We start from the raw sequence: 17,343 nt of genomic DNA, 5'->3' as shown, positions 1-17,343 counted from the left end.
GGAGAGCGCCTGTCACTGCCTCAATCCTAGGCATGCCCTCAGACCCCTTTTGACCATTTCGGGGGTATATCCGTGGGGTGTCGGTCACCCTGGGTGCGACCGCCACCACAGAGCGTGAGACTGCGGTCACTGAATCGGCCCCCGCGGGCAAATGGCCATTCACTTCACCCCCGTTACCGGTGCAACTTGTCTCCACCAGACGCCGTTCAGCAACTCCGCGCCGTCGTCGGAAGCACGCTGACGCGGGCGACACACCTCGGTGCGCCAGAGCACCCTTGCTGCCGCGTCAGAGGAAACATCTGTCTGCGACCGTCCCGGCTCGACGAGGACCCCACGAAGGTGGGCCGATGCTCCCTTGCCCGCGAACGGGTCGGTGAGCCGGAACGTCATCCACACCCAGGTCCCGGAGGTCCCGGTGACGAACCTTCGCACCGGGATCGGCCGGTCCCACAACGCATCCTCGAAGAGCCGTTGGAGCGCGCAGGCCACCTCCAGCGCGAAGGCCTCCTCCGGGTTCGGGACACCACTGCTCGGCTGTGGCGTCACCGGATCACCGTCACCGCGGCCCGGGCCGAGGCCCGGACCGTCGCCGTCCGGGACATGCCCGGGATGAGCAACGGCAGTTCCACCGGAGCAGAGAGCCGGACCAGGACCGCCCCTGCCGGAGTCACCTCCACCTCGTGTCGCAGCCCGGGGTACCGGCGTCCGGCCTCGACGCTGCGCAGGTAGTCCGTCGCAGCGGCCGAGGCCCGGAAGGCGTCGATCGCGAGCCTGTCGTCAGTCGCGTCGACGGAGAGGGAGGCGGACACACCTGCGTCCGCCGCGTGCAGGGCTGCACCGTCCGCGATCGAGTCGAGCCCCTGACGGTGCAGGAACGCAGTCGAGGCGTCGACGACGAGGGCCAAAGCCAGGAGCAGCACTGCGGCGAAGCCGATGATGAGCACCGAGACCTGACCCGACTCGTCACGGCGCCGCCTCATCGACGTTCCCGGTACTGGCCGAACGGGACGGTGTGGGTGGCCTCCAGAGCGAAGTCAGAGGTCGCGCCGCTGAGTACTTCGGGCAGGAACGGCAACTCGACCCCGGACCGGACCACGACGGTCACGGTGGAGGACGGGCTCAGGCATGCTCCTGCGCCCGCGCTGCATCGCACCTCCAGCACGAGCGGCATCGACTCCTTGCCCTGTTCGTCGAGGACCTGGCGGGCCACCCGTTCGGCACGCTGACGGGCAGTCGCCTCGTCAGGGGCCAGGACGAACGCGCGTCCCGCGGACCGGGCGGCTGCGGTGGTGGCGAAAGCACCTTGTTGGACCTCGAAGACCGAGAGCAGGATCCAGACCACGGGGACGAGCAGGACCAAGCCCACCCAGACGAACTCCACGACCGCGCTGCCCGACTCATCGCGCCGTCCCCGGCGCCCGACGAGCGTTCCCAGGGGCGTCATGCTGCACCGCTCTCCCATTCACGCACCGCACTCCCGGTGACCTCGAACGCCACCGCCGGGCCGCCCAGGCCCAGCGCGGGAACCTCGACGTCGAGGACCAGCCGGTAGCCCGACGCACCGTCGAGGTCCACGGACTCGACCCGTGCGGAACGGACGAAGGAGTCCGAGACCGCGCCCTCCCACTGTCGGCGAGCCGTCTCCACGCCGTCCCTCGGTGTCGCTCCGCTCAACGCGGCGTGACGGGCACCCTCCGCGGCAGCCGAGGAGAGCACGTTGCGGACGTGCATCACGAGGGCGAGCTGCAGGATGCCCACGACGAGCGGCAGCAGCAGGAGCAGGACGAGGACGAAGTCGACGACCGCCGACCCGCGCTCGTCCCGGGTCACCACGACGACGTGACGCGGTCCAACGCGCCCTGGAGCAGCGCCTCCAACTCCTCCTGAGCGACCGCTCCGATCCCGACGACGAGCATCGCGGTCATCACCGTCACCATCACCCATCCGGGCACGTCGCCGCGTTCGTCGCGGACCCGGCCGGCGAGCAGAGTCAGGTGCACCCAACGGTCGAACGCGGCGGTGGTCAGGGTCGGGGTCTGGGTCGGGGTCTGGGTCGGGGTCTGGGTCGGGGTCTGGTTCGGGGTCTGGTTCGGGGTCTGGTTCATGGTTCCTCCGGGATCGGTGACGTGGGACAGCAAGCTGGAAATGAGCGGGACGTTCAGGGCGCGACGAGGCGTAGTCCCACCACGCCGGGGAGGAAGGCGAAGAGGACCGTCACGGGCAGGACGAGGAAGACGACCGGCGCGAGCATGTAGATCTCGCGTCTCGCTGCGCTCTCGATCAGGCCGCGCCTGCCGGCCTCACGGACATCGGCGGCCTGGGCATGCAGGACGTCGGCCAGGGGCGTCCCCCGGTCCATCGACACCGCGACCCCCTGGGCGAACTGGGAGACGACGGGCAACGCGCTGCGCTCGGCCATCGCCTCGAAGGCGCGCGCCACCGGGGTGCCGGTGCGGGTCTGGGCCAGGACGCGGGCCAGCTCGTCGCTGAGGGCGCCGTGACTGCGACGCACCACCCGGTCCAACGCCGCGACGGGCCCCTCGCCCGAGGCCACTGCAAGGGCCAGCAGCTCTGCGATCACCGGGAACTCAGCGAGCACGGCACGGTCGCGGGCGTCGGCAGCCTGGGTCAACCGGCGGTCGCGCAGGATCACGCCGCAGGCGAAGGCGCCCGCGCAGACGACGAGACTGCTCAGCAGCCCACCGCGTCCGGCCAGCAGTCCGAGCGTCTGCCACGCCACTGCCACGGCGAATCCGACGAGCCCCCACTGGACCTGTTCGACCCGGAAGCCGTGGACGTCGTCGGGTTCGCCCGCTCGTTCGAGCCGTCTCCGCACCGAGGCTCCTCCCCCGAGCACGGCCTCCACGGCGTCCGCCGCCCGTTGCAGCAACGGCGCTGCGATCCCGGCAGCGGCCGCGCCGGGGCCGGAGGCGCCTGCCCCACCCCGCACCGGGACGGCCCCCGAGGACCGCACCAGCGCTGTTTCGGAACTGCTCCCCCGCAGCCAAGGGCCGACGCGCGACTCGAGCGTGGTCCTGCCCCGCATCACCAGCACGGCACCCACGAGCACGAGTCCGAGCCCGGCCATCGCCCCCAGCAGGGCGCCCTGCAGCGTGCTCATCCCAGGATCCTGCGGTCGGTGGGCAGGCGGCCCACGCGCGTCATCAGGGTGTAGGCGACCACGCAGGCCACGGCTCCGACCAGCAGTACCAACGCCCCGGTCGGGGAGGCGTAGGCCCGGGCCGCACCGGACTGGAACGTCATGAGCAGCAGCACCGCCCACGGCGACGCGACCGCGAGCCTGGCACCGTTGACCGTCCAGGACTGCCTGGCCACCAGTTCCGAGCGGGTCCGGGCGTCCTCGCGCAGGTACTGCGACAGGTTCCGCAGAAGCCGGCCCAGGTCGCCACCGCCCACTTCACGGGCCACACGGATCCCTTCGATCATCCGGTCGCCGACCGGGTCGGAGAGGGTTCGTTTGAGTCGGTCGAGGCTGTCGGAGAAACGTCCCGACACCTGGTAGTCCAGCGCGAACGCGCCGAACGCCGGCCGCAACGGCGGTGGCCCTGAGGTCGCGAGACCGGAGAGGGCGTCAGGCAGGGACATCCCGGCCCGGACCGCCGAGGCGACGTTGTCCACCGCGTCGGGCCAGACCTGGGCGAACGCGTCCTGACGTCGTCGGGCACGGGTCCGGAGCAGGGAGATCGGAGTCCATCCCGCCATCACGGCAAACGCCATCGCGATCGGCCAGGCCCCCGACAGCGCCCACATCACCACGAAAGCCACGGTGAGGAGCACGCAGCAGAGCCCCACCAGGCTCCCTGCCCGCACGTCCACCATCCCGGCACGGGCGAGGAGTTCGGTGAGCAGGTCGTTGACCGGTCGACGCGCTTCCGGGGAGCGGGCCGGCACGGCGAAGGCACTCCACACCAGGAAGAGTCCGATCCCGACGCCCAGACCGACGAGCTCACCCACCGTGACCACCCGCCCTCGGGGACGCGGAAGCGGGTTGGCGCGAGGAGAGCAGTCCGTGGATGTCGATGCCGACCCGTTCGAAGCGGTCCGCACGCGGCGGGAGGCCACCGGTCCACGTCAGCCTTCCGGCCGTCCGTTCGAAGACGGGCTCGACCTCGATCACGTCGTTCTCCACCCGGCCCGGAACCGCGACGATCTCGTTGACCCGGCGACGGCCGGTCACGTCGACACCAAGATGGACGACGACGTCGACGGAGCTGGCGACGGTGGGCACCACGAACCGGGCCGAGATGTTCTCCCCGGCCAGGAGCGGCAGGGTGCACATCTTCACGAGGGCCTCGCGGGCACTGTTGGCATGCAGGGTGCACATGCCCGGGAGCCCTGAGTTGAGGGCCAGGAGGAGATCCAAGCACTCCTCGGCACGGACCTCCCCGACCAGGATCCGCGAGGGCCGCATCCTCAGCGCCTCCTTGACCAACGCACGCAGCGTGATCTCGCCGGTTCCCTCGAGCCCGGCCTGACGGGTCTGCATGGGCACCCAGTCGGGGTGCGGGAAGCGCAGTTCGAAGACCTCCTCGGCGCTCACGATCCGTTCGCCTCCCGGCACCGCGGCTGCGAGGCAGTTGAGCATCGTCGTCTTTCCGGCTTGGGTGGCTCCGGCGATCAGGACGTTGAGGCCGGCCCGGACCGAGGCCTCCAGGAAGAGTGCGGCCTGTTCGGTGAGGCTCCCCAGGGCGACCAGGTCGGTGAGCCGCGCGGCCTGCAGCCTGAACTTGCGGATGTTGACGGCCGTGAAACCGCGGGTGATTCCTTCGAGGACGACGTGTAGCCGGTGCCCTTGGGGAAGCATCGCGTCGACGAAGGGACTGGACCGGTCGACCCGGCGTCCGCTCGCCTTCAACATGCGCTCGACGAGGTCGTCGACCTGCTCGGTGGTGAGGACGGTGGTGGTGAGTTCGTGGCGTCCGTGGCGCGCGACGAACACCCGGCTCGGATCATTGATCCAAATTTCTTCCACGTCCGGGTCGTCGAGATGACGTTGCAGGGGTCCGAACCCAGCGACCCGGGCCACCAGTTCGTCGATCAGCCAGGCCGGGTCCGCGGCCCGCTCGACGTCGCCGGTCAGGGACCGTTCGTCGTGGGCACGCACCACGGCGGTGACGATCCGGCGCACCACGGCGCTGTCGCGTTGGGGGTCGACGCCCTCCGCACGGATCTGCCCCCGGACCGCCGGGTCCAGCAGGTCGGCCAGATCGACGTCGGCACGCAGCGGACGCCGCATGCCCGGTCGCTGAACGGGCGCGGGAGCGGCCACCGCAGAGGTGGGCGCCGCGGGAGCGAGAGGTGCTGGGCGCGGAGGCCCGGCAGCTGCGACCGAGGTCATGGCGAGGTCCTGTCCCGAGTACGGCCTGACGACGCCGGCGACGTTAGCGACCGGGAACGGCCGAACACGGCGTCGTCCGACCTGTCTGTGGACAGAGCCGCGACGGCCGGGACGGATGGGGCTGTCGGGACGCGAGTGACGTCAGGGAGCGGGACTTACCTCATCTTCGGCACGCACGCGCGTGCTGAGGATCGTCAGCGACCGAACTCAGTGGCGGTCTGGTAGGCCGCGACCGCAGCGAGCTGGGAACGGACGTTGAGCTTCTGCCGGATGGCGCGCACCTGGGAGCGGACCGTCCCCTCGCTGACGCCACTCATCTTCGCGATCGAGGCCGTCGTCTGTCCTTCGCCGAGCAGGCCCAGCACTTCCCACTCGCGTGGGGAAAGTGCTGCGATCCGGCGCACCACGTCACGCTGCTCGGCACCGAGATCGTGCCAGGCACCCAACGCGAGGGCGTGCTGGACAGCATCCATGCCCGCACCCTTCGCCGCCACCGCGCGTACCGTCTCCGCCAGGGCGTCCAGACCGTCCGTCATCCGCACCACGCCGACGCACCCAGCCGCGAGGAGCCCTCCCCACCGACCCAGACTCGCCGAGCCGGTGACCAACAGCCAGGGCACGTCGACCCCCTCGACGAGCCCGAGCACGTCACGCCACTCCTCGACCTCGTCGACCTCCGCGACGACGACGCCAGCCTGGGCCTCGAACTCGTCGACGCGCCGACGCGCTTCGACGACCTCGGCGCGCCCTCGCGGGAACGGCATGGACTGGGCACAGAATCCCTGCTCGGCCAGGGCGACCTCGATGGTCTCGGCCACCAGCCCGCCTTCTGCCACGACCACGACCCGGGTCATCACGCGTTCCTCTGTCTGCGACCTCGTCATGCGTCTTCTCCCCGGCAGCGTCGTCGGTCGCCCGTTCGGCCCGACCTGTCCTCGACATCGTCCCAACCCATGGGAGACCCAGAGAAGAGTTGGATGAGCATGACATCTGCAGGGCGGCCATTTCCCGGAAATTGGGTAGACCTCTCCCGAGACTGCATGACGCGGACACGAAAGGGGGCCTAGTGTCACCCCTCACAGGGGGGAACGACGGTGCGGCCTGCACCCGTCCCCGAGCAACAGACGCCGACGGAGACGCCGGCACAGCAACGGGGCGGTCCGTAGCCCCGGGGACACAGGAGACAGCATGAGGGGCGCATCCCGAGTGTGCGTGATCGAAGACCACACGCTCTTCGCTGAATCACTCCAGATTGCTCTCGAGCTCAAGGGCCATGACGTGCGTCGGGTCCCGCTGCCCGAGGACCTGCACACCGCGACCTCGCTGCTCCCGGCGGTCATGAAGCACCAGCCGCACGTGCTGCTGCTCGACCTCGACCTCGGCAACGCCGACGGCACCCGCCTGATCGAGCCCGTCGCCCGCGCCGGCACGGCCGTCGTCGTGCTGACCGGCTCCACCGACCGCGCCCGCTGGGGCCAGTGCGTGCGTCACGGCGCCCGCAAGGTCATGGAGAAGACCGCGCCCCTGAACGAGATCCTCGCGACGATCCGCCTCATCGGCGAGGGCCGTCCGGTGATGACCGTCGACGAGCGCGAAGAGCTCGTCCGGCACTGGCAGGAGGAGCGGGCCGCGGTGTCAGAGCTGCTCGACCGCCTCAACCGCCTCACCGTCCGCGAGGCAGAAGTGCTCGGTGCCCTGATGAACGGACAGCAGGTCCGTCAGATCGCCGAGGTCTCGGTCGTCTCCGAGGCCACCGTGCGGACCCAGGTGAAGTCGATCCTCGCCAAGCTCGAGGTCTCCTCGCAGATCGGCGCCGTGGGTCTGGCCCACCACGCCGGGTGGACGGCGCCCGCCCCCAAGCACTAGTCCTCACGCACGAGAACAGCCCGTGCCGTCGCAGACTCTGGAGTCGCGACGGCACGGGCTGCGTGCGTCCCAGGGACGAGGCAGGTCTCAGGAGCGAGGTGCCCGGATCGTTCGGGCCAGGAAGACGACGTTGCCCACCAGGTAGCGGCTCCACAACCGACGCGGTTCCTGGGCCAGACGCCACACCCACTCCACGCGCATCCGACGCATCCAGTGCGGAGCGCGGGAGACGCGACCGGAGAGGAAGTCGAGCAACGCGCCCACGCCGATCGCGAGCCCGACGTCGAGGTCGTCGAAGTAGGCAGCCACGAAACGCTCCTGGACCGGATTGCCCATCGCGACCAGCAGGACGTCTGCTCTCGACTCCGCAACCCGGGCCACGACCTCATCGGTCTCCCTACCGGTGAAGTAGCCGTGCTGGGCCCCGACGATCTCGTGCCGGGGGAACCGCTCGGCGAGGACCCGTGCGGCGGCCTCGGCGACGCCCGGACGCCCGCCCACCAGGTGGATCCGCAGCGACCGGTCCGAACGACCCAGCAGGTAGGGCACGAAGTCCGTGCCGTTGAGGTTCGCGGGGAAGGTGCGTCCGTGGGACCAACGCGCCGCGATGTCGAGCCCGATGCCGTCGTTCAGCACGACGAAGCTCGACAGCAGCCGACGGTAGAAGGGATCGGCGGCAGCGAGGTTCGCGGAGCCGGCGTTGAGGAACGCGACTCGCCGGCGGCGACGCCACCGGCCTTGCTCGTCGAGGGTCAGGCCTTCCAGGAGCCAGCGGGCCGTGCGGCCTGCGTCCCCCGCAACCACGTTCACCCCGTGCACGTTCAGCGCCTCGGGCGCCGGTGTCTCCTCGCGCCCGTACAGCGCATCGTTCTTCAAGCCTGCGATCACGTCGCCCTCCCAGACGTCAGCTCGGAACGGCCCCCGGTTCCGTTTCTCGACCTTAGGAGCGACGCAGACCACCGCGGGATGCCCCACGGCCGAGATCCCCGATCATGGGGATGGGAAGAGCGGAAAGCCTGCGCCAATCGCGGCATAGGCGCGCTCCGGCACGTCCGCGAGCGTCACCTGCTCCAGGGCCAACGGATCGGCTGCCAGCGCCTCCACCTCCGTCCACGAGACCGGCACCGCACAGGTGGGGTGCTCCCGTCCCCGGAGCGACCACGGCGACAGCGTGGTCTTGCTCGCGCTGTTCTGGGACCAGTCGACGAACACCTTCCCCCGACGTCGCTGTTTGGCCATCGAGGCCGTCACCGACGTCGGTGCTGCCCGCTGGAGTTCCTCGGCCAGGGCTCGTGCCAGCCTCGTCACGGCATCAGAGTCCGGGAACTCGTCAGCCCGCCCCGTCAGGTCGGCGTACACGTGGATGCCCTTGCTCCCGCTGAGAACGGGGACCGTCTCGAACGATGCGTCCCGCGCGGAGAGCCGGTCACGCACCGCCAGGGCCACGTGGGCGCACTCCCCCAGCCCGGCCGGCTCCCCCGGATCGAGGTCGACCACCAGGCGGTCCGGTGGCAGCACCGCGCCGCCGTCGTCGACCCGCCACTGCGGGACGTGCAGCTCGATCGCCGAGAGGTTGACCAGCCACGTCAGGGTCGCGAGGTCCTCGACCATCGGGAACCGGACTCCGTCCCCGACCTCCACCACTCGGACCCACGACGGGGTGCCTGCCGGGGCGTTCTTCTCGAAGAACGACGGCCCACCCACGCCGTGCGGCCACCGGATCCGGGTGACGCACCGCCCACGCAGCAACGGCAGCAGCAGCGGCGCGACCGAGGCGTAGTGCTGCAGCACCTCGGCCTTCGTGGTGCCGGTGCCCGGGTGGAGAACCTTCTCGAGGTTGGTCAGGCGCAGGACCCGTCCCTCGACGTCGACCCGTACCTCGGTCGACTCACCCGCCACGTCCACCGACCTCGAGCCGACCCGTCGGGTCCGTGGGGTCGCCTGGTGCTCCGTCTCCGTCTGCGACCGGGCGCGACTGGGGATCAGCCAGGAGGTCCTCGACGCCCAGGTCAGCACGGACGCCGGCGAAGGAGGCCTGCCGCAACCGACCGTTCTCGGTGAAGCCCAGCGACTCGACGTCGACGACGAGCGCCGGTTCGACCCACACGGCCGTGGTTTCCTCTGCCGCCGAGAGGTCGATGAACGGCGACGTCCGACGTGGGATCGCCGCCAGCAGTGCGCGCAGTTCCTGTTCCTGCTGACCGGTGATTCCGCTACCCACTGCCCCGCGGGCGAACAGCCCCGGTGGCCCGGAACTGGGCCCTCGACGGGGCTCCCCCAGCAACAGTGCGCCGATCCGGTGACCGCCCGCCCGGTCCCCGCCCAGTTCGGGGCGCCACCCGCCGACCACCCACGACGTCCGGGTCCGGTGCGGGAACTTCAGCCACGCGGTGCTGCGGACGCCCGTCTCGTAGGTCGAGTCCCACCGCTTGGAGATCACCCCCTCCAGCCCCTGCGCAGCCGTCGCATCCCACAACGCCCGGACGTCGTCGTGGATCGGGGACCGCATGACGGCACCCGGCACGGAATCTGATCCTGCGGGGGTGACCCCGGGCAGGAAGGAGAGCTCTTCGAGCAGTGCCCGGCGGTCCTGGAGCGTCAGCCCGGTGAGGTCCTGACCTCCGCTGGCGAGGAGGTCGAAGACGACGAGCACGAGTGCGGCGCGCGGCTGGTCACTGCTGCGGGCCGCTGCCCGCGAGGAGCCTCCACGAAGCCGGGACATGACCGCCTGGAACGACGGCCTCCCGTCGACCATCGCGACGAGTTCGGCGTCCAGGACCGCCTCCACAGGCGCGTGGCCGGGCACAGCGACGCGAAGACCGGCGAACTCCACGACGGCGGCGGTGACGTCGTTGCCATTGCGGGTGAGGATCCGGGTGCCTGCGGTACTCACCACGACGAGGGCCCGCACTCCGTCCCACTTCACCTCGTGGCACCACCCCGGCCCCTCCGGGAGCCGGTCCCCACGCATGGCGAGCATTGGGCGCACCTCACCATCCTTGCAGCGCGACGCCGACGGGGCCAGAGTGGTGTCACAGTGTCGATGCTGGTCAGGGGCCTCCTCCCCGGCCCGCCCGGCCACGACGACGGAGGTTCTCGTGCGTGCGATCTGGAAGGGTGCCGTCTCGTTCGGCCTCGTCAACGTCCCGGTCCGGCTCTTCTCCGCCACCGAGTCCCACGACGTGTCGTTCCGGCAGGTGCACGCCGCCGACGGTGGGCGGATCAGGTACCAGCGCATCTGTTCGGTGGACGGCCAGGAGGTGCCGTACTCCGAGATCGCGAAGGGTTACGAGACCGAGGACGGCGAAATGGTGGTCCTCACCGATGCCGACTTCGCCGAGCTGCCGACCACGTCGTCGCGCGAGATCTCGGTGGAACGGTTCGTCCCGGCCGAGCAGATCGACCCGATGCTGTGCGAGAAGACCTACTTCCTGCAGCCCGATGCCACCGGCGCCAAGGCGTACGCGCTGCTGCGTCAGGCACTCCTCGACTCCGACCGGGTCGCGGTGGTGACGGTCGCGCTCCGTCAACGCACCTCGATGGCGGTGCTGCGGGTGCATGCCAGCGACGCGGGTGACGTGATCGTGCTGCAGACCCTGATGTGGCCCGACGAGGTCCGCACTCCCGACTTCTCCGTCGAGGCCGGGGAGGTGAAGGACTCCGAGGTCGCGATGGCAGGTGTGCTGGTGGAGACCCTCGCCGGGGACTTCGACCCCGACGACTTCACTGACGACTACGCCGACGCGGTCAAGGCGATGGTGACCGCCAAGGTGGAGGGTGGCGAGGTTACCCGCCCCGCTCCCAGCCCGGACGGCAGCGGCCAGGTGCTCGACCTGATGGCGGCGCTCCAACGTTCGGTGGAGGCGGCCAAACAGGCCCGAGGCGAGACCCCGTCCCCGGAAGTGCCAGCTGAGGTGGAGGTGGAGAAGCCCGCCGTGAAGAAGGCAGCCTCGAAGAAGGCAGACGGCAAGAAGGCAGCGGCCAAGGCCACTCCCCGACGCACGAAGAAGTCGGCCTGAGTCCACTTCCCCCAGCCTTCGACGATGAGCACCGCACTGCGGCCGATGAGCCCGCGCGACCCGCACGAGGACGGCCGGGTCGCCTCCAGCCTCGAACTCTTCTTCGACCTCGTCTTCGTCGTCGCGGTCAGCACCGCAGCCAGCGAACTGCACCACCAGCTGGCCGACGGACACGTCCTCGACGGCGTCGTCAGCTACCTGATGGTGTTCTTCTCGATCTGGTGGGCGTGGATGAACTTCACCTGGTTCGCCACCGCCTTCGACACCGACGACTGGCTCTACCGCGTCACGACGTTCGTGCAGATGGCCGGAGTCCTCGTGCTCGCGGCCGGGATCCACCCGGCGTTCACCGACGGCGACCTCCGGATCGTCGTCATCGGCTACGTGGTGATGCGTCTGGCGATGGTGTCGCAGTGGCTGCGCGCCGCACGCCAGTCGCCCGCGCACGCCCGGACCGCCCGGGCCTACGCCGTCGGGATCACGGCGTGCCAGGTGCTGTGGGGCGCGAGTCTGCTGCTCGACGGCACTGTCGCCACGGTCGCCGTCGTCGTGCTGATCGCCTGCGAGACGGCGGTGCCGGCCGTCGCAGAACGGTTCGAGGTCACTCCGCGCCACCCGCACCACATCACCGAGCGCTACAACCTCTTCACCCTGATCGTCCTGGGTGAGAGCCTGCTGGCCTCGTCCAACGCGTTCTACGGCGCGTTGCACGGAGCTGCGGACGTCACCGACCTGGTGCTGATGGCGTCGTTGGTGCTGGTCGCGACCGCAGCGATGTGGTGGATCTACTTCTGGCCCGCGCACCACCGATGCGTCCACGATCTGCGCTCGTCGTTCCGGTACGGGTACGGCCACTTCTTCGTCCTCGCCGCCGCAGCGGCGTTCTCCGCCGGCGTCGAGGTCGAGATCGGGCGTCTCGTCGCGACGGCAGAGGGCGACCACGCGGTGCTCCACGTGATGTCGGCGGTGGAGGCGTCCTTCACCGTCACCGTGCCGATCGCACTGTTCCTGCTGACGACGTGGTGGCTCGCGATCCGTGCCCAAGCGCCGCGCAGCGTCAACGTGGCACTCCCCCTGGCAGCCGTCGTGGTGCTCCTCGATCCGCTCGTGCCCGTCCCGGTGGTGGTGGTCGCCGTCGTCCTGGTCGCCGTCGTGGTGCTGCTGGTGCGACACGCGCCCGTACCCCACTCGACGAGCGGCTGATCCTCACGCCGCCAGCAGTTCTACTCCGCCAGCAGGCCCCGCACTGCCCGGACGGCCACGCTGGCCCGGGCCAGGTCGAGCGGACCCTCGTCCAGGATCTCGGTGACCAGCGCCCCGACCGACTCCATCTGCGGTGCCCGCGCCTGAGTCCAGTGCTCCACCCGCGACTCGGCCTGGGCAGCCGGGTCCCCAGCAGCGAGGTCGGAACCCTCGGCGACGACCGCCGCGGTCAACGTCGCACGCACCCGACCCAGGTCGTCGTCGAGGGCACTGGCTGCTGCCGCCGCCCACCGGCTCGTCCGGGGCAACTGGGTGACGGCGTCGCTGAGTCGACGCAGGCCGCAGCGTTCGCCGAGCGCCAGGTGGACCCGGACGACGTCGTCGGGGTCGGCGTCGGCCTTGCGGGCAGTCGCCACGACGTCGAGCAACGCACTCGACTCCGGCATCACCGCGACCGTGGCGGCGAGGTCCAGAGGAACTCCTGCCTCGACGAGTTCGAGTCGACGCGCCTCGAAACGTTCCTGCGCTTCGCCCTCCAACAACGACGGCAGGCGGGCCAGGAGACGCTGCACGGGGACGCTGTAGGCGTCCACGAGGACGTCCACGTCGAGCACCGCGCCCCCGGCCCTCGCGAGCAGCCACCGGGTGGTGCGGCTCTGCAGGGCCCGCACCTTGGCCCGCATCGAGGCCTGGACGTCGGCGGCGACGGCGTGGTCGAGATCGGCGATGCGTCCCCGCGCCCCACTGCAGCCGAACAGTTCTCCGGCCACCAGATGAGCCATGGCGAACTGTGCCGCGCTGGCCCCGGTCTCCTCCGCGGTCTGGGTCCAGGCCGTGATGCCGGCCTCGTCGACGACGGTGTTGACCACCTGGGTCACCACGATCTCGCGGTGCAAGGGGTGCGCGGCCATCGCCGCACGGTGGTCCTGACGCAGGGCGTGGGGGAAGTACCCGATCAGGTCACCGCGCAGGTAGGGGTGGTCGGGCAGGTCGGAGGCGATCAACTCGTCCGCCATCACGATCTTCGTCCACGACAGCAGCACCGACAGTTCGGGCAGGGTGAGCCCCTCGGCCGCCTCACGACGACGTCGGACCTCGGTGCGTGAGGGCAGCGACTCCAGGGCACGGTCGAGGACGCCACGCTCCTCCAGAGTGCGCATCCACTGCTCGTGGACGTGCAGCGCATCGGCAGCTGTGACGGCCTCGTCGGCCAGGGCGAGGTTCTGGCGGTAGTTGTCGGCCAGCACGAGCTCGGCGACCTCGTCGGTCATGGAGGCCAGCACCGGGGTGCGTTCCTCGGCCGGGAGCTCTCCTGAGGCGACGACGGCGTCGAGCAGGATCTTGATGTTGACCTCGTGGTCGGAGGTGTCGACGCCGGCGGAGTTGTCGATGAAGTCGGTGTTGACCGCCCCTGGCGTGGGGTGGTCGTCGCCGCCACGATTCCGGGCGGTGCGGGCGAACTCGACGCGCCCGGCCTGGGTCAGACCGAGGTTGCCGCCCTCCCCCACGACCTTGACCCGCAGGTCACGTCCGTCCACCCGGATCGTGTCGTTGGCGTGGTCCCCGACGTCGTCGTGGGTCTCGCCCGACGCCTTGACGTAGGTGCCGATGCCGCCGTTCCAGAGCAGGTCGACGGGCGCGGTCAGGACCGCCCGGATCAGGTCCTCCGGCGCCATCGAGACCGCTTCGGTCCCGATCCCCAACGCGATCGCTGCCTTGCGACTCACCGGGACGGTCTTCGCGCCACGGCTGAACACGCCCCCGCCCTCAGAGATCAGGGCGCGTTCGTAGTCCTGCCAGCTCGAGCGCGGGGTCTCGAAGAGACGAAGGCGTTCGGCGAACGACGTCTCGGCGTCCGGGGTGGGGTCGATGAAGATGTCGCGGTGGTCGAAGGCCGCCACCAGACGCGCCCGGTCGGAACGCAGCAGACCGTTGCCGAACACGTCACCGGACATGTCACCGATGCCGACGCACGTGAACTCCTCGCTCTGGACGTCGATGCCGAGCTCACGGAAGTGGCGTTGCACCGAGACCCACGCACCGCGCGCGGTGATCCCCATCGCCTTGTGGTCGTAGCCCACCGAGCCCCCGGACGCGAAGGCGTCCCCGAGCCAGAACCCGTGTGCGGCCGCGACCCCGTTGGCGTGGTCGGAGAACGACGCGGTTCCCTTGTCGGCCGCGACCACGAGGTAGTGATCGTCGCCGTCGCGGCGCAGCACCCGCGGGGGTGGCACGACGACGCCGTCGACGAGGTTGTCGGTGACGTCGAGCAAGCAGGAGATGAACGCACGGTAGGCGGTGACCCCGGCCTCGAGCCACGCCTGACGGTTCTTGGGATCAGGCAGTTGTCGCGCCACGAAACCGCCCTTGGCGCCCACCGGCACGATCACGGTGTTCTTCACCATCTGGGCCTTCACCAGACCCAGCACCTCGGTGCGGAAGTCGTCGAAACGGTCCGACCACCGCAACCCGCCACGCGCCACCGCACCGAACCGCAGGTGCACGCCCTCGACCAACGGCGAGTGGACGTAGATCTCGTACTGCGGCCGTGGTTCGGGGAGCCCGGGTACCTCACGCGGCAACAGTTTGAAGGCCAGGTGAGCACGCAACCCCGCCGGCGTCCCCGAAGGGCCCTCCCCCACCGCGTCGGTACGGAAGTGGTTGGTGCGCTGGGTGGCCTCCAGGACGGCCAGATGAGCCCGCAGGATGCGGTCGTGGTCGCGCCGCTCGACGTCGGCGAGCAAGCTCTCGAGCTGCTCCTTCACCGCGGCGGCGGCCTGCTCACGCACCTCGTGCATCGGGTACCGGTCGGGGTCGAACCGGACGTCGAAGAGTTGCACCAACGCCCGCGTCACCTCGACGTTGGCGCGCATCGCCGCGACCGTGCTGGCGCGAGTGAACGGGAACCTGCCCTGACGCAGGTAGGCGGCCTGGGCACGCAGCACCGCGACCTGACGCCAGGTGAGCCCGGCCTCGAGGACCAGGGTGTTGAAGCCGTCGACCTCACAGCGTCCCTCCCACATCGCCCGGACCGCGTCGACGAAGACCTCCGGCGTCGCGTAGGGGACGTCGGAGGGGTGGCTCATGAGGAAGTCGTAGACCCAGGCCGGCCCGTGCGGACCCGTCACCTCGTGCGGGCGCTCGTCGACGACCTCGACCCCGGCCGAGTGCAGCAGCGGCAGGACCCGAGCCAGGTGCACCGGCTGGCCTGCACGCACGACCTTGAGACGAGCGACCAGACGTCCCACGTCGAGGTGTTCGGAGGCCTCGTGGGTGGTGACCATCCGGAACGCCACCTCACCCTCGGGCAGGGCGTCGAGGACCTGCAGGTCCTCGACCGCCTCGTCCACCCCCGTGGTGGCCTTGTAGCCCTCGGGCAGGCCGTCGCCCCAGCGCTTCGCCAGTTCGGATCCGCGCTCGGCGCCGAGGACCTCCACCGCGTGGGCGGTCAGGTCGTCGCGCCAGGAACGGGACACCTCCGCGAGCCGGGACTCGACCTCGGCGTCGTCGGGACGGGCCGTGACCTGCCCCGGCTCGGGCTGCACGACGAAGTGCACCCGCGCGGTGCGCGCCTCGTCCATCCGGGCCGCGAACTCCACCTGGTCGCCAACGAAGAGATCCTTCAGTTCGGCGCTCAACCGTTCCCGCACCGCGGTCGAGTACCGTTCACGCGGCAACTGGACCAGCACCGACACGTACCGTCCGCGCGGATCGTGGCGGACGAAGGCCCGCAACCGCTTGGACTCCCCACCGACGGCTGCGCTGCGGGCCACCGGCACCAACGCCTCCACCTCCGCGGCGAACAACTGGTCGCGCGGATAGCTCTCCAGCGCGTCGACGACCGCCTTGCCGGCGTGCTCGTCGGGCTGGACCCCCACCCGACGCAGCACCTCGGCGACGTTCTCGCGCAGGACCGGCACCCGCAGCACGGACTCGGTCCGGGCACGCGAGGACCACAGCCCCAGGAAACGACGTTCGGCCACCACCCGGCCCGAGGCGTCGAAGGTCCGCACGGTGAGACGGTCCAGGTTGCCGGGGCGGTGCACCGTCGAGCGATCCAGTGCCTTGTCCACCACCAGCACCTGACCCACCGACCCCGAGACGCTCTCGGCCTCGGGCAGACGTTTCCCCGGCCCCTCGGCGAAGATCCCCAACCCGGTGCCCACGATCGGGTCCGCCGATCCGTCAAGTGCGACGCTCAGGTCCGCTGCCCCCAGGAACGTGAAGTGGTCCTCGGTGATCCACGTCAGCAGGGCCCCCGAGGGGTCGTCGGCCGGAAGGCGCGCGGCGCACTCCTGCAACCGGGCCAGCATCGCCGGGTAGTCCTCGACCGCCCCGCGGACGTCATCCAGGACCCGCTGCACCCCCTGGACCAGGTGCGCGACGTCGCTCTCGTCCCCGACCCGCTCCGTCTCGACCCGGATCCACGACTCCGCGAACCATCCCGGCCCTGCGGAGTCACGTTCTTCCCGGGCCTGGGCCCGCAACAGCTTGCCCCCGGGGTCACGCTCGGCCCAGAACCGTGGATGCAGGACGAGGTCGGTGCCACGCCCCTGACGTGCCACTTCCATCTGCACCGAGTCGACCAGGAACGGCCGGTCGTCGGTGATGACCTGCAGCACCGACCGGCCCGGGGCAGCACCGACCTCGGTGCCGTCGACGAGCACCTGTACGAGCGTCTCGCCCGGCAGGCGTCGTAGTGCGAGGTCGGTCTGCGCCTGCACTGCATCGGCCCAGACCCGGGGTGGTCGTCCCTCGAGGTCCTCGATCGGGACGTGCCGCAGATGGACCGCCACGACGGCGGCCTGCTGAGGCGACCTGGCCTCGTCGAGAACCAGGTCGGTCAATGCCTGACGTTCGTGCTCACGCGCCGGGGCCACGCGTCGACACTATGAC

At 70.4% G+C, this 17,343-nt stretch carries 16 protein-coding genes; 3 read left to right on the top strand and 13 right to left on the bottom strand.

Annotated elements, in window-relative coordinates; translation table 11 throughout:
* Nucleotides 1-159: 159 nt before the first annotated feature.
* The 9 genes from EOV43_RS03840 to EOV43_RS03795 all read right to left on the bottom strand — a co-directional run bounded on the left by EOV43_RS03840 (nucleotide 160) and on the right by EOV43_RS03795 (nucleotide 6,213).
* Nucleotides 160-546, bottom strand: coding sequence for a hypothetical protein (locus EOV43_RS03840; RefSeq protein WP_128219762.1), 387 nt, complete (start codon nucleotides 544-546; stop codon nucleotides 160-162).
* Nucleotides 543-980, bottom strand: coding sequence for a pilus assembly protein TadG-related protein (locus EOV43_RS03835; RefSeq protein ID WP_128219761.1), 438 nt, complete (start codon nucleotides 978-980; stop codon nucleotides 543-545). The genes EOV43_RS03840 and EOV43_RS03835 overlap by 4 nt, the downstream gene beginning before the upstream one ends.
* Nucleotides 977-1,444: a hypothetical protein gene (locus EOV43_RS03830; RefSeq protein WP_128219760.1), complete on the bottom strand. Its 468-nt coding sequence runs from the start codon at nucleotides 1,442-1,444 to the stop codon at nucleotides 977-979. Before EOV43_RS03830 ends, EOV43_RS03835 begins: the two co-directional genes overlap by 4 nt.
* Nucleotides 1,441-1,830 carry a TadE/TadG family type IV pilus assembly protein gene (locus EOV43_RS03825; RefSeq protein ID WP_239022216.1) on the bottom strand — a complete coding sequence of 130 codons (390 nt, stop codon included), beginning with the start codon at nucleotides 1,828-1,830 and terminating at the stop codon, nucleotides 1,441-1,443. The genes EOV43_RS03830 and EOV43_RS03825 overlap by 4 nt, the downstream gene beginning before the upstream one ends.
* Nucleotides 1,827-2,105 (bottom strand): hypothetical protein, encoded by a 279-nt coding sequence (locus EOV43_RS03820; protein WP_206611493.1) that lies wholly within the window; start codon nucleotides 2,103-2,105, stop codon nucleotides 1,827-1,829. Before EOV43_RS03820 ends, EOV43_RS03825 begins: the two co-directional genes overlap by 4 nt.
* Nucleotides 2,106-2,158: 53 nt before the next feature.
* Entirely contained in the window at nucleotides 2,159-3,121 is a 963-nt protein-coding gene (locus EOV43_RS03810) for a type II secretion system F family protein (protein ID WP_128219757.1), read from the bottom strand.
* A complete protein-coding gene (locus EOV43_RS03805; protein ID WP_128219756.1) occupies nucleotides 3,118-3,975 on the bottom strand; it encodes a type II secretion system F family protein in 858 nt (285 codons plus the stop codon). Before EOV43_RS03805 ends, EOV43_RS03810 begins: the two co-directional genes overlap by 4 nt.
* Nucleotides 3,968-5,359 (bottom strand): TadA family conjugal transfer-associated ATPase, encoded by a 1,392-nt coding sequence (locus EOV43_RS03800; protein WP_128219755.1) that lies wholly within the window; start codon nucleotides 5,357-5,359, stop codon nucleotides 3,968-3,970. The genes EOV43_RS03805 and EOV43_RS03800 overlap by 8 nt, the downstream gene beginning before the upstream one ends.
* 194 nt (nucleotides 5,360-5,553) lie before the next feature.
* Nucleotides 5,554-6,213, bottom strand: coding sequence for a helix-turn-helix transcriptional regulator (locus tag EOV43_RS03795; protein ID WP_128219754.1), 660 nt, complete (start codon nucleotides 6,211-6,213; stop codon nucleotides 5,554-5,556).
* Between the two features lie 334 nt (nucleotides 6,214-6,547).
* Between EOV43_RS03795 and EOV43_RS03790 the strand changes: the two genes are divergently transcribed.
* On the top strand, nucleotides 6,548-7,225 hold the full coding sequence (locus EOV43_RS03790; RefSeq protein WP_128219753.1) for a response regulator: 678 nt from the start codon (nucleotides 6,548-6,550) through the stop codon (nucleotides 7,223-7,225).
* 87 nt (nucleotides 7,226-7,312) lie between these two features.
* On the opposite strand, the gene EOV43_RS03785 is transcribed toward EOV43_RS03790, so the two are convergent.
* The 3 genes from EOV43_RS03785 to EOV43_RS03775 all read right to left on the bottom strand — a co-directional run bounded on the left by EOV43_RS03785 (nucleotide 7,313) and on the right by EOV43_RS03775 (nucleotide 10,205).
* On the bottom strand, nucleotides 7,313-8,113 hold the full coding sequence (locus tag EOV43_RS03785) for a WecB/TagA/CpsF family glycosyltransferase (protein WP_164878645.1): 801 nt from the start codon (nucleotides 8,111-8,113) through the stop codon (nucleotides 7,313-7,315).
* 102 nt (nucleotides 8,114-8,215) lie between these two features.
* Nucleotides 8,216-9,124, bottom strand: a complete 909-nt coding sequence (gene ligD / locus EOV43_RS03780) for a non-homologous end-joining DNA ligase (RefSeq protein ID WP_128219751.1) — start codon at nucleotides 9,122-9,124, stop codon at nucleotides 8,216-8,218.
* A complete protein-coding gene (locus EOV43_RS03775; protein ID WP_239022278.1) occupies nucleotides 9,114-10,205 on the bottom strand; it encodes an ATP-dependent DNA ligase in 1,092 nt (363 codons plus the stop codon). The genes ligD and EOV43_RS03775 overlap by 11 nt, the downstream gene beginning before the upstream one ends.
* A 118-nt stretch (nucleotides 10,206-10,323) precedes the next feature.
* On the opposite strand from EOV43_RS03775, the gene ku reads away from it, so the two are divergent.
* Both ku and EOV43_RS03765 read left to right on the top strand, forming a co-directional pair.
* Nucleotides 10,324-11,244 (top strand): non-homologous end joining protein Ku, encoded by a 921-nt coding sequence (ku, locus tag EOV43_RS03770; protein WP_128219749.1) that lies wholly within the window; start codon nucleotides 10,324-10,326, stop codon nucleotides 11,242-11,244.
* A gap of 24 nt (nucleotides 11,245-11,268) precedes the next feature.
* On the top strand, nucleotides 11,269-12,447 hold the full coding sequence (locus EOV43_RS03765) for a low temperature requirement protein A (protein ID WP_128219748.1): 1,179 nt from the start codon (nucleotides 11,269-11,271) through the stop codon (nucleotides 12,445-12,447).
* A 20-nt stretch (nucleotides 12,448-12,467) separates the two neighbouring features.
* On the opposite strand, the gene EOV43_RS03760 is transcribed toward EOV43_RS03765, so the two are convergent.
* Nucleotides 12,468-17,327, bottom strand: a complete 4,860-nt coding sequence (locus EOV43_RS03760; RefSeq protein ID WP_239022215.1) for an NAD-glutamate dehydrogenase — start codon at nucleotides 17,325-17,327, stop codon at nucleotides 12,468-12,470.
* Nucleotides 17,328-17,343: the final 16 nt, after the last annotated feature.

Origin of the sequence: Nocardioides yefusunii (genome assembly GCF_004014875.1) — a bacterium.
Classification (GTDB): Bacteria; Actinomycetota; Actinomycetes; order Propionibacteriales; family Nocardioidaceae; genus Nocardioides; species Nocardioides yefusunii.
This window is presented reverse-complemented; position numbering and strand designations above follow the sequence as displayed.

What these genes read in the sequence shown, in the direction of transcription:
- EOV43_RS03835 (WP_128219761.1), bottom strand. Translation starts at nt 980, where the DNA reads ATGAGGCGGCGCCGTGACGAGTCGGGTCAGGTCTCGGTGCTCATCATC.
- EOV43_RS03830 (WP_128219760.1), bottom strand. Translation starts at nt 1,444, where the DNA reads ATGACGCCCCTGGGAACGCTCGTCGGGCGCCGGGGACGGCGCGATGAG.
- EOV43_RS03820 (WP_206611493.1), bottom strand. Translation starts at nt 2,105, where the DNA reads ATGAACCAGACCCCGAACCAGACCCCGAACCAGACCCCGACCCAGACC.
- EOV43_RS03810 (WP_128219757.1), bottom strand. Translation starts at nt 3,121, where the DNA reads ATGAGCACGCTGCAGGGCGCCCTGCTGGGGGCGATGGCCGGGCTCGGA.
- EOV43_RS03800 (WP_128219755.1), bottom strand. Translation starts at nt 5,359, where the DNA reads ATGACCTCGGTCGCAGCTGCCGGGCCTCCGCGCCCAGCACCTCTCGCT.
- EOV43_RS03795 (WP_128219754.1), bottom strand. Translation starts at nt 6,213, where the DNA reads ATGACCCGGGTCGTGGTCGTGGCAGAAGGCGGGCTGGTGGCCGAGACC.
- EOV43_RS03790 (WP_128219753.1), top strand. Translation starts at nt 6,548, where the DNA reads ATGAGGGGCGCATCCCGAGTGTGCGTGATCGAAGACCACACGCTCTTC.
- EOV43_RS03775 (WP_239022278.1), bottom strand. Translation starts at nt 10,205, where the DNA reads ATGCTCGCCATGCGTGGGGACCGGCTCCCGGAGGGGCCGGGGTGGTGC.
- EOV43_RS03765 (WP_128219748.1), top strand. Translation starts at nt 11,269, where the DNA reads ATGAGCACCGCACTGCGGCCGATGAGCCCGCGCGACCCGCACGAGGAC.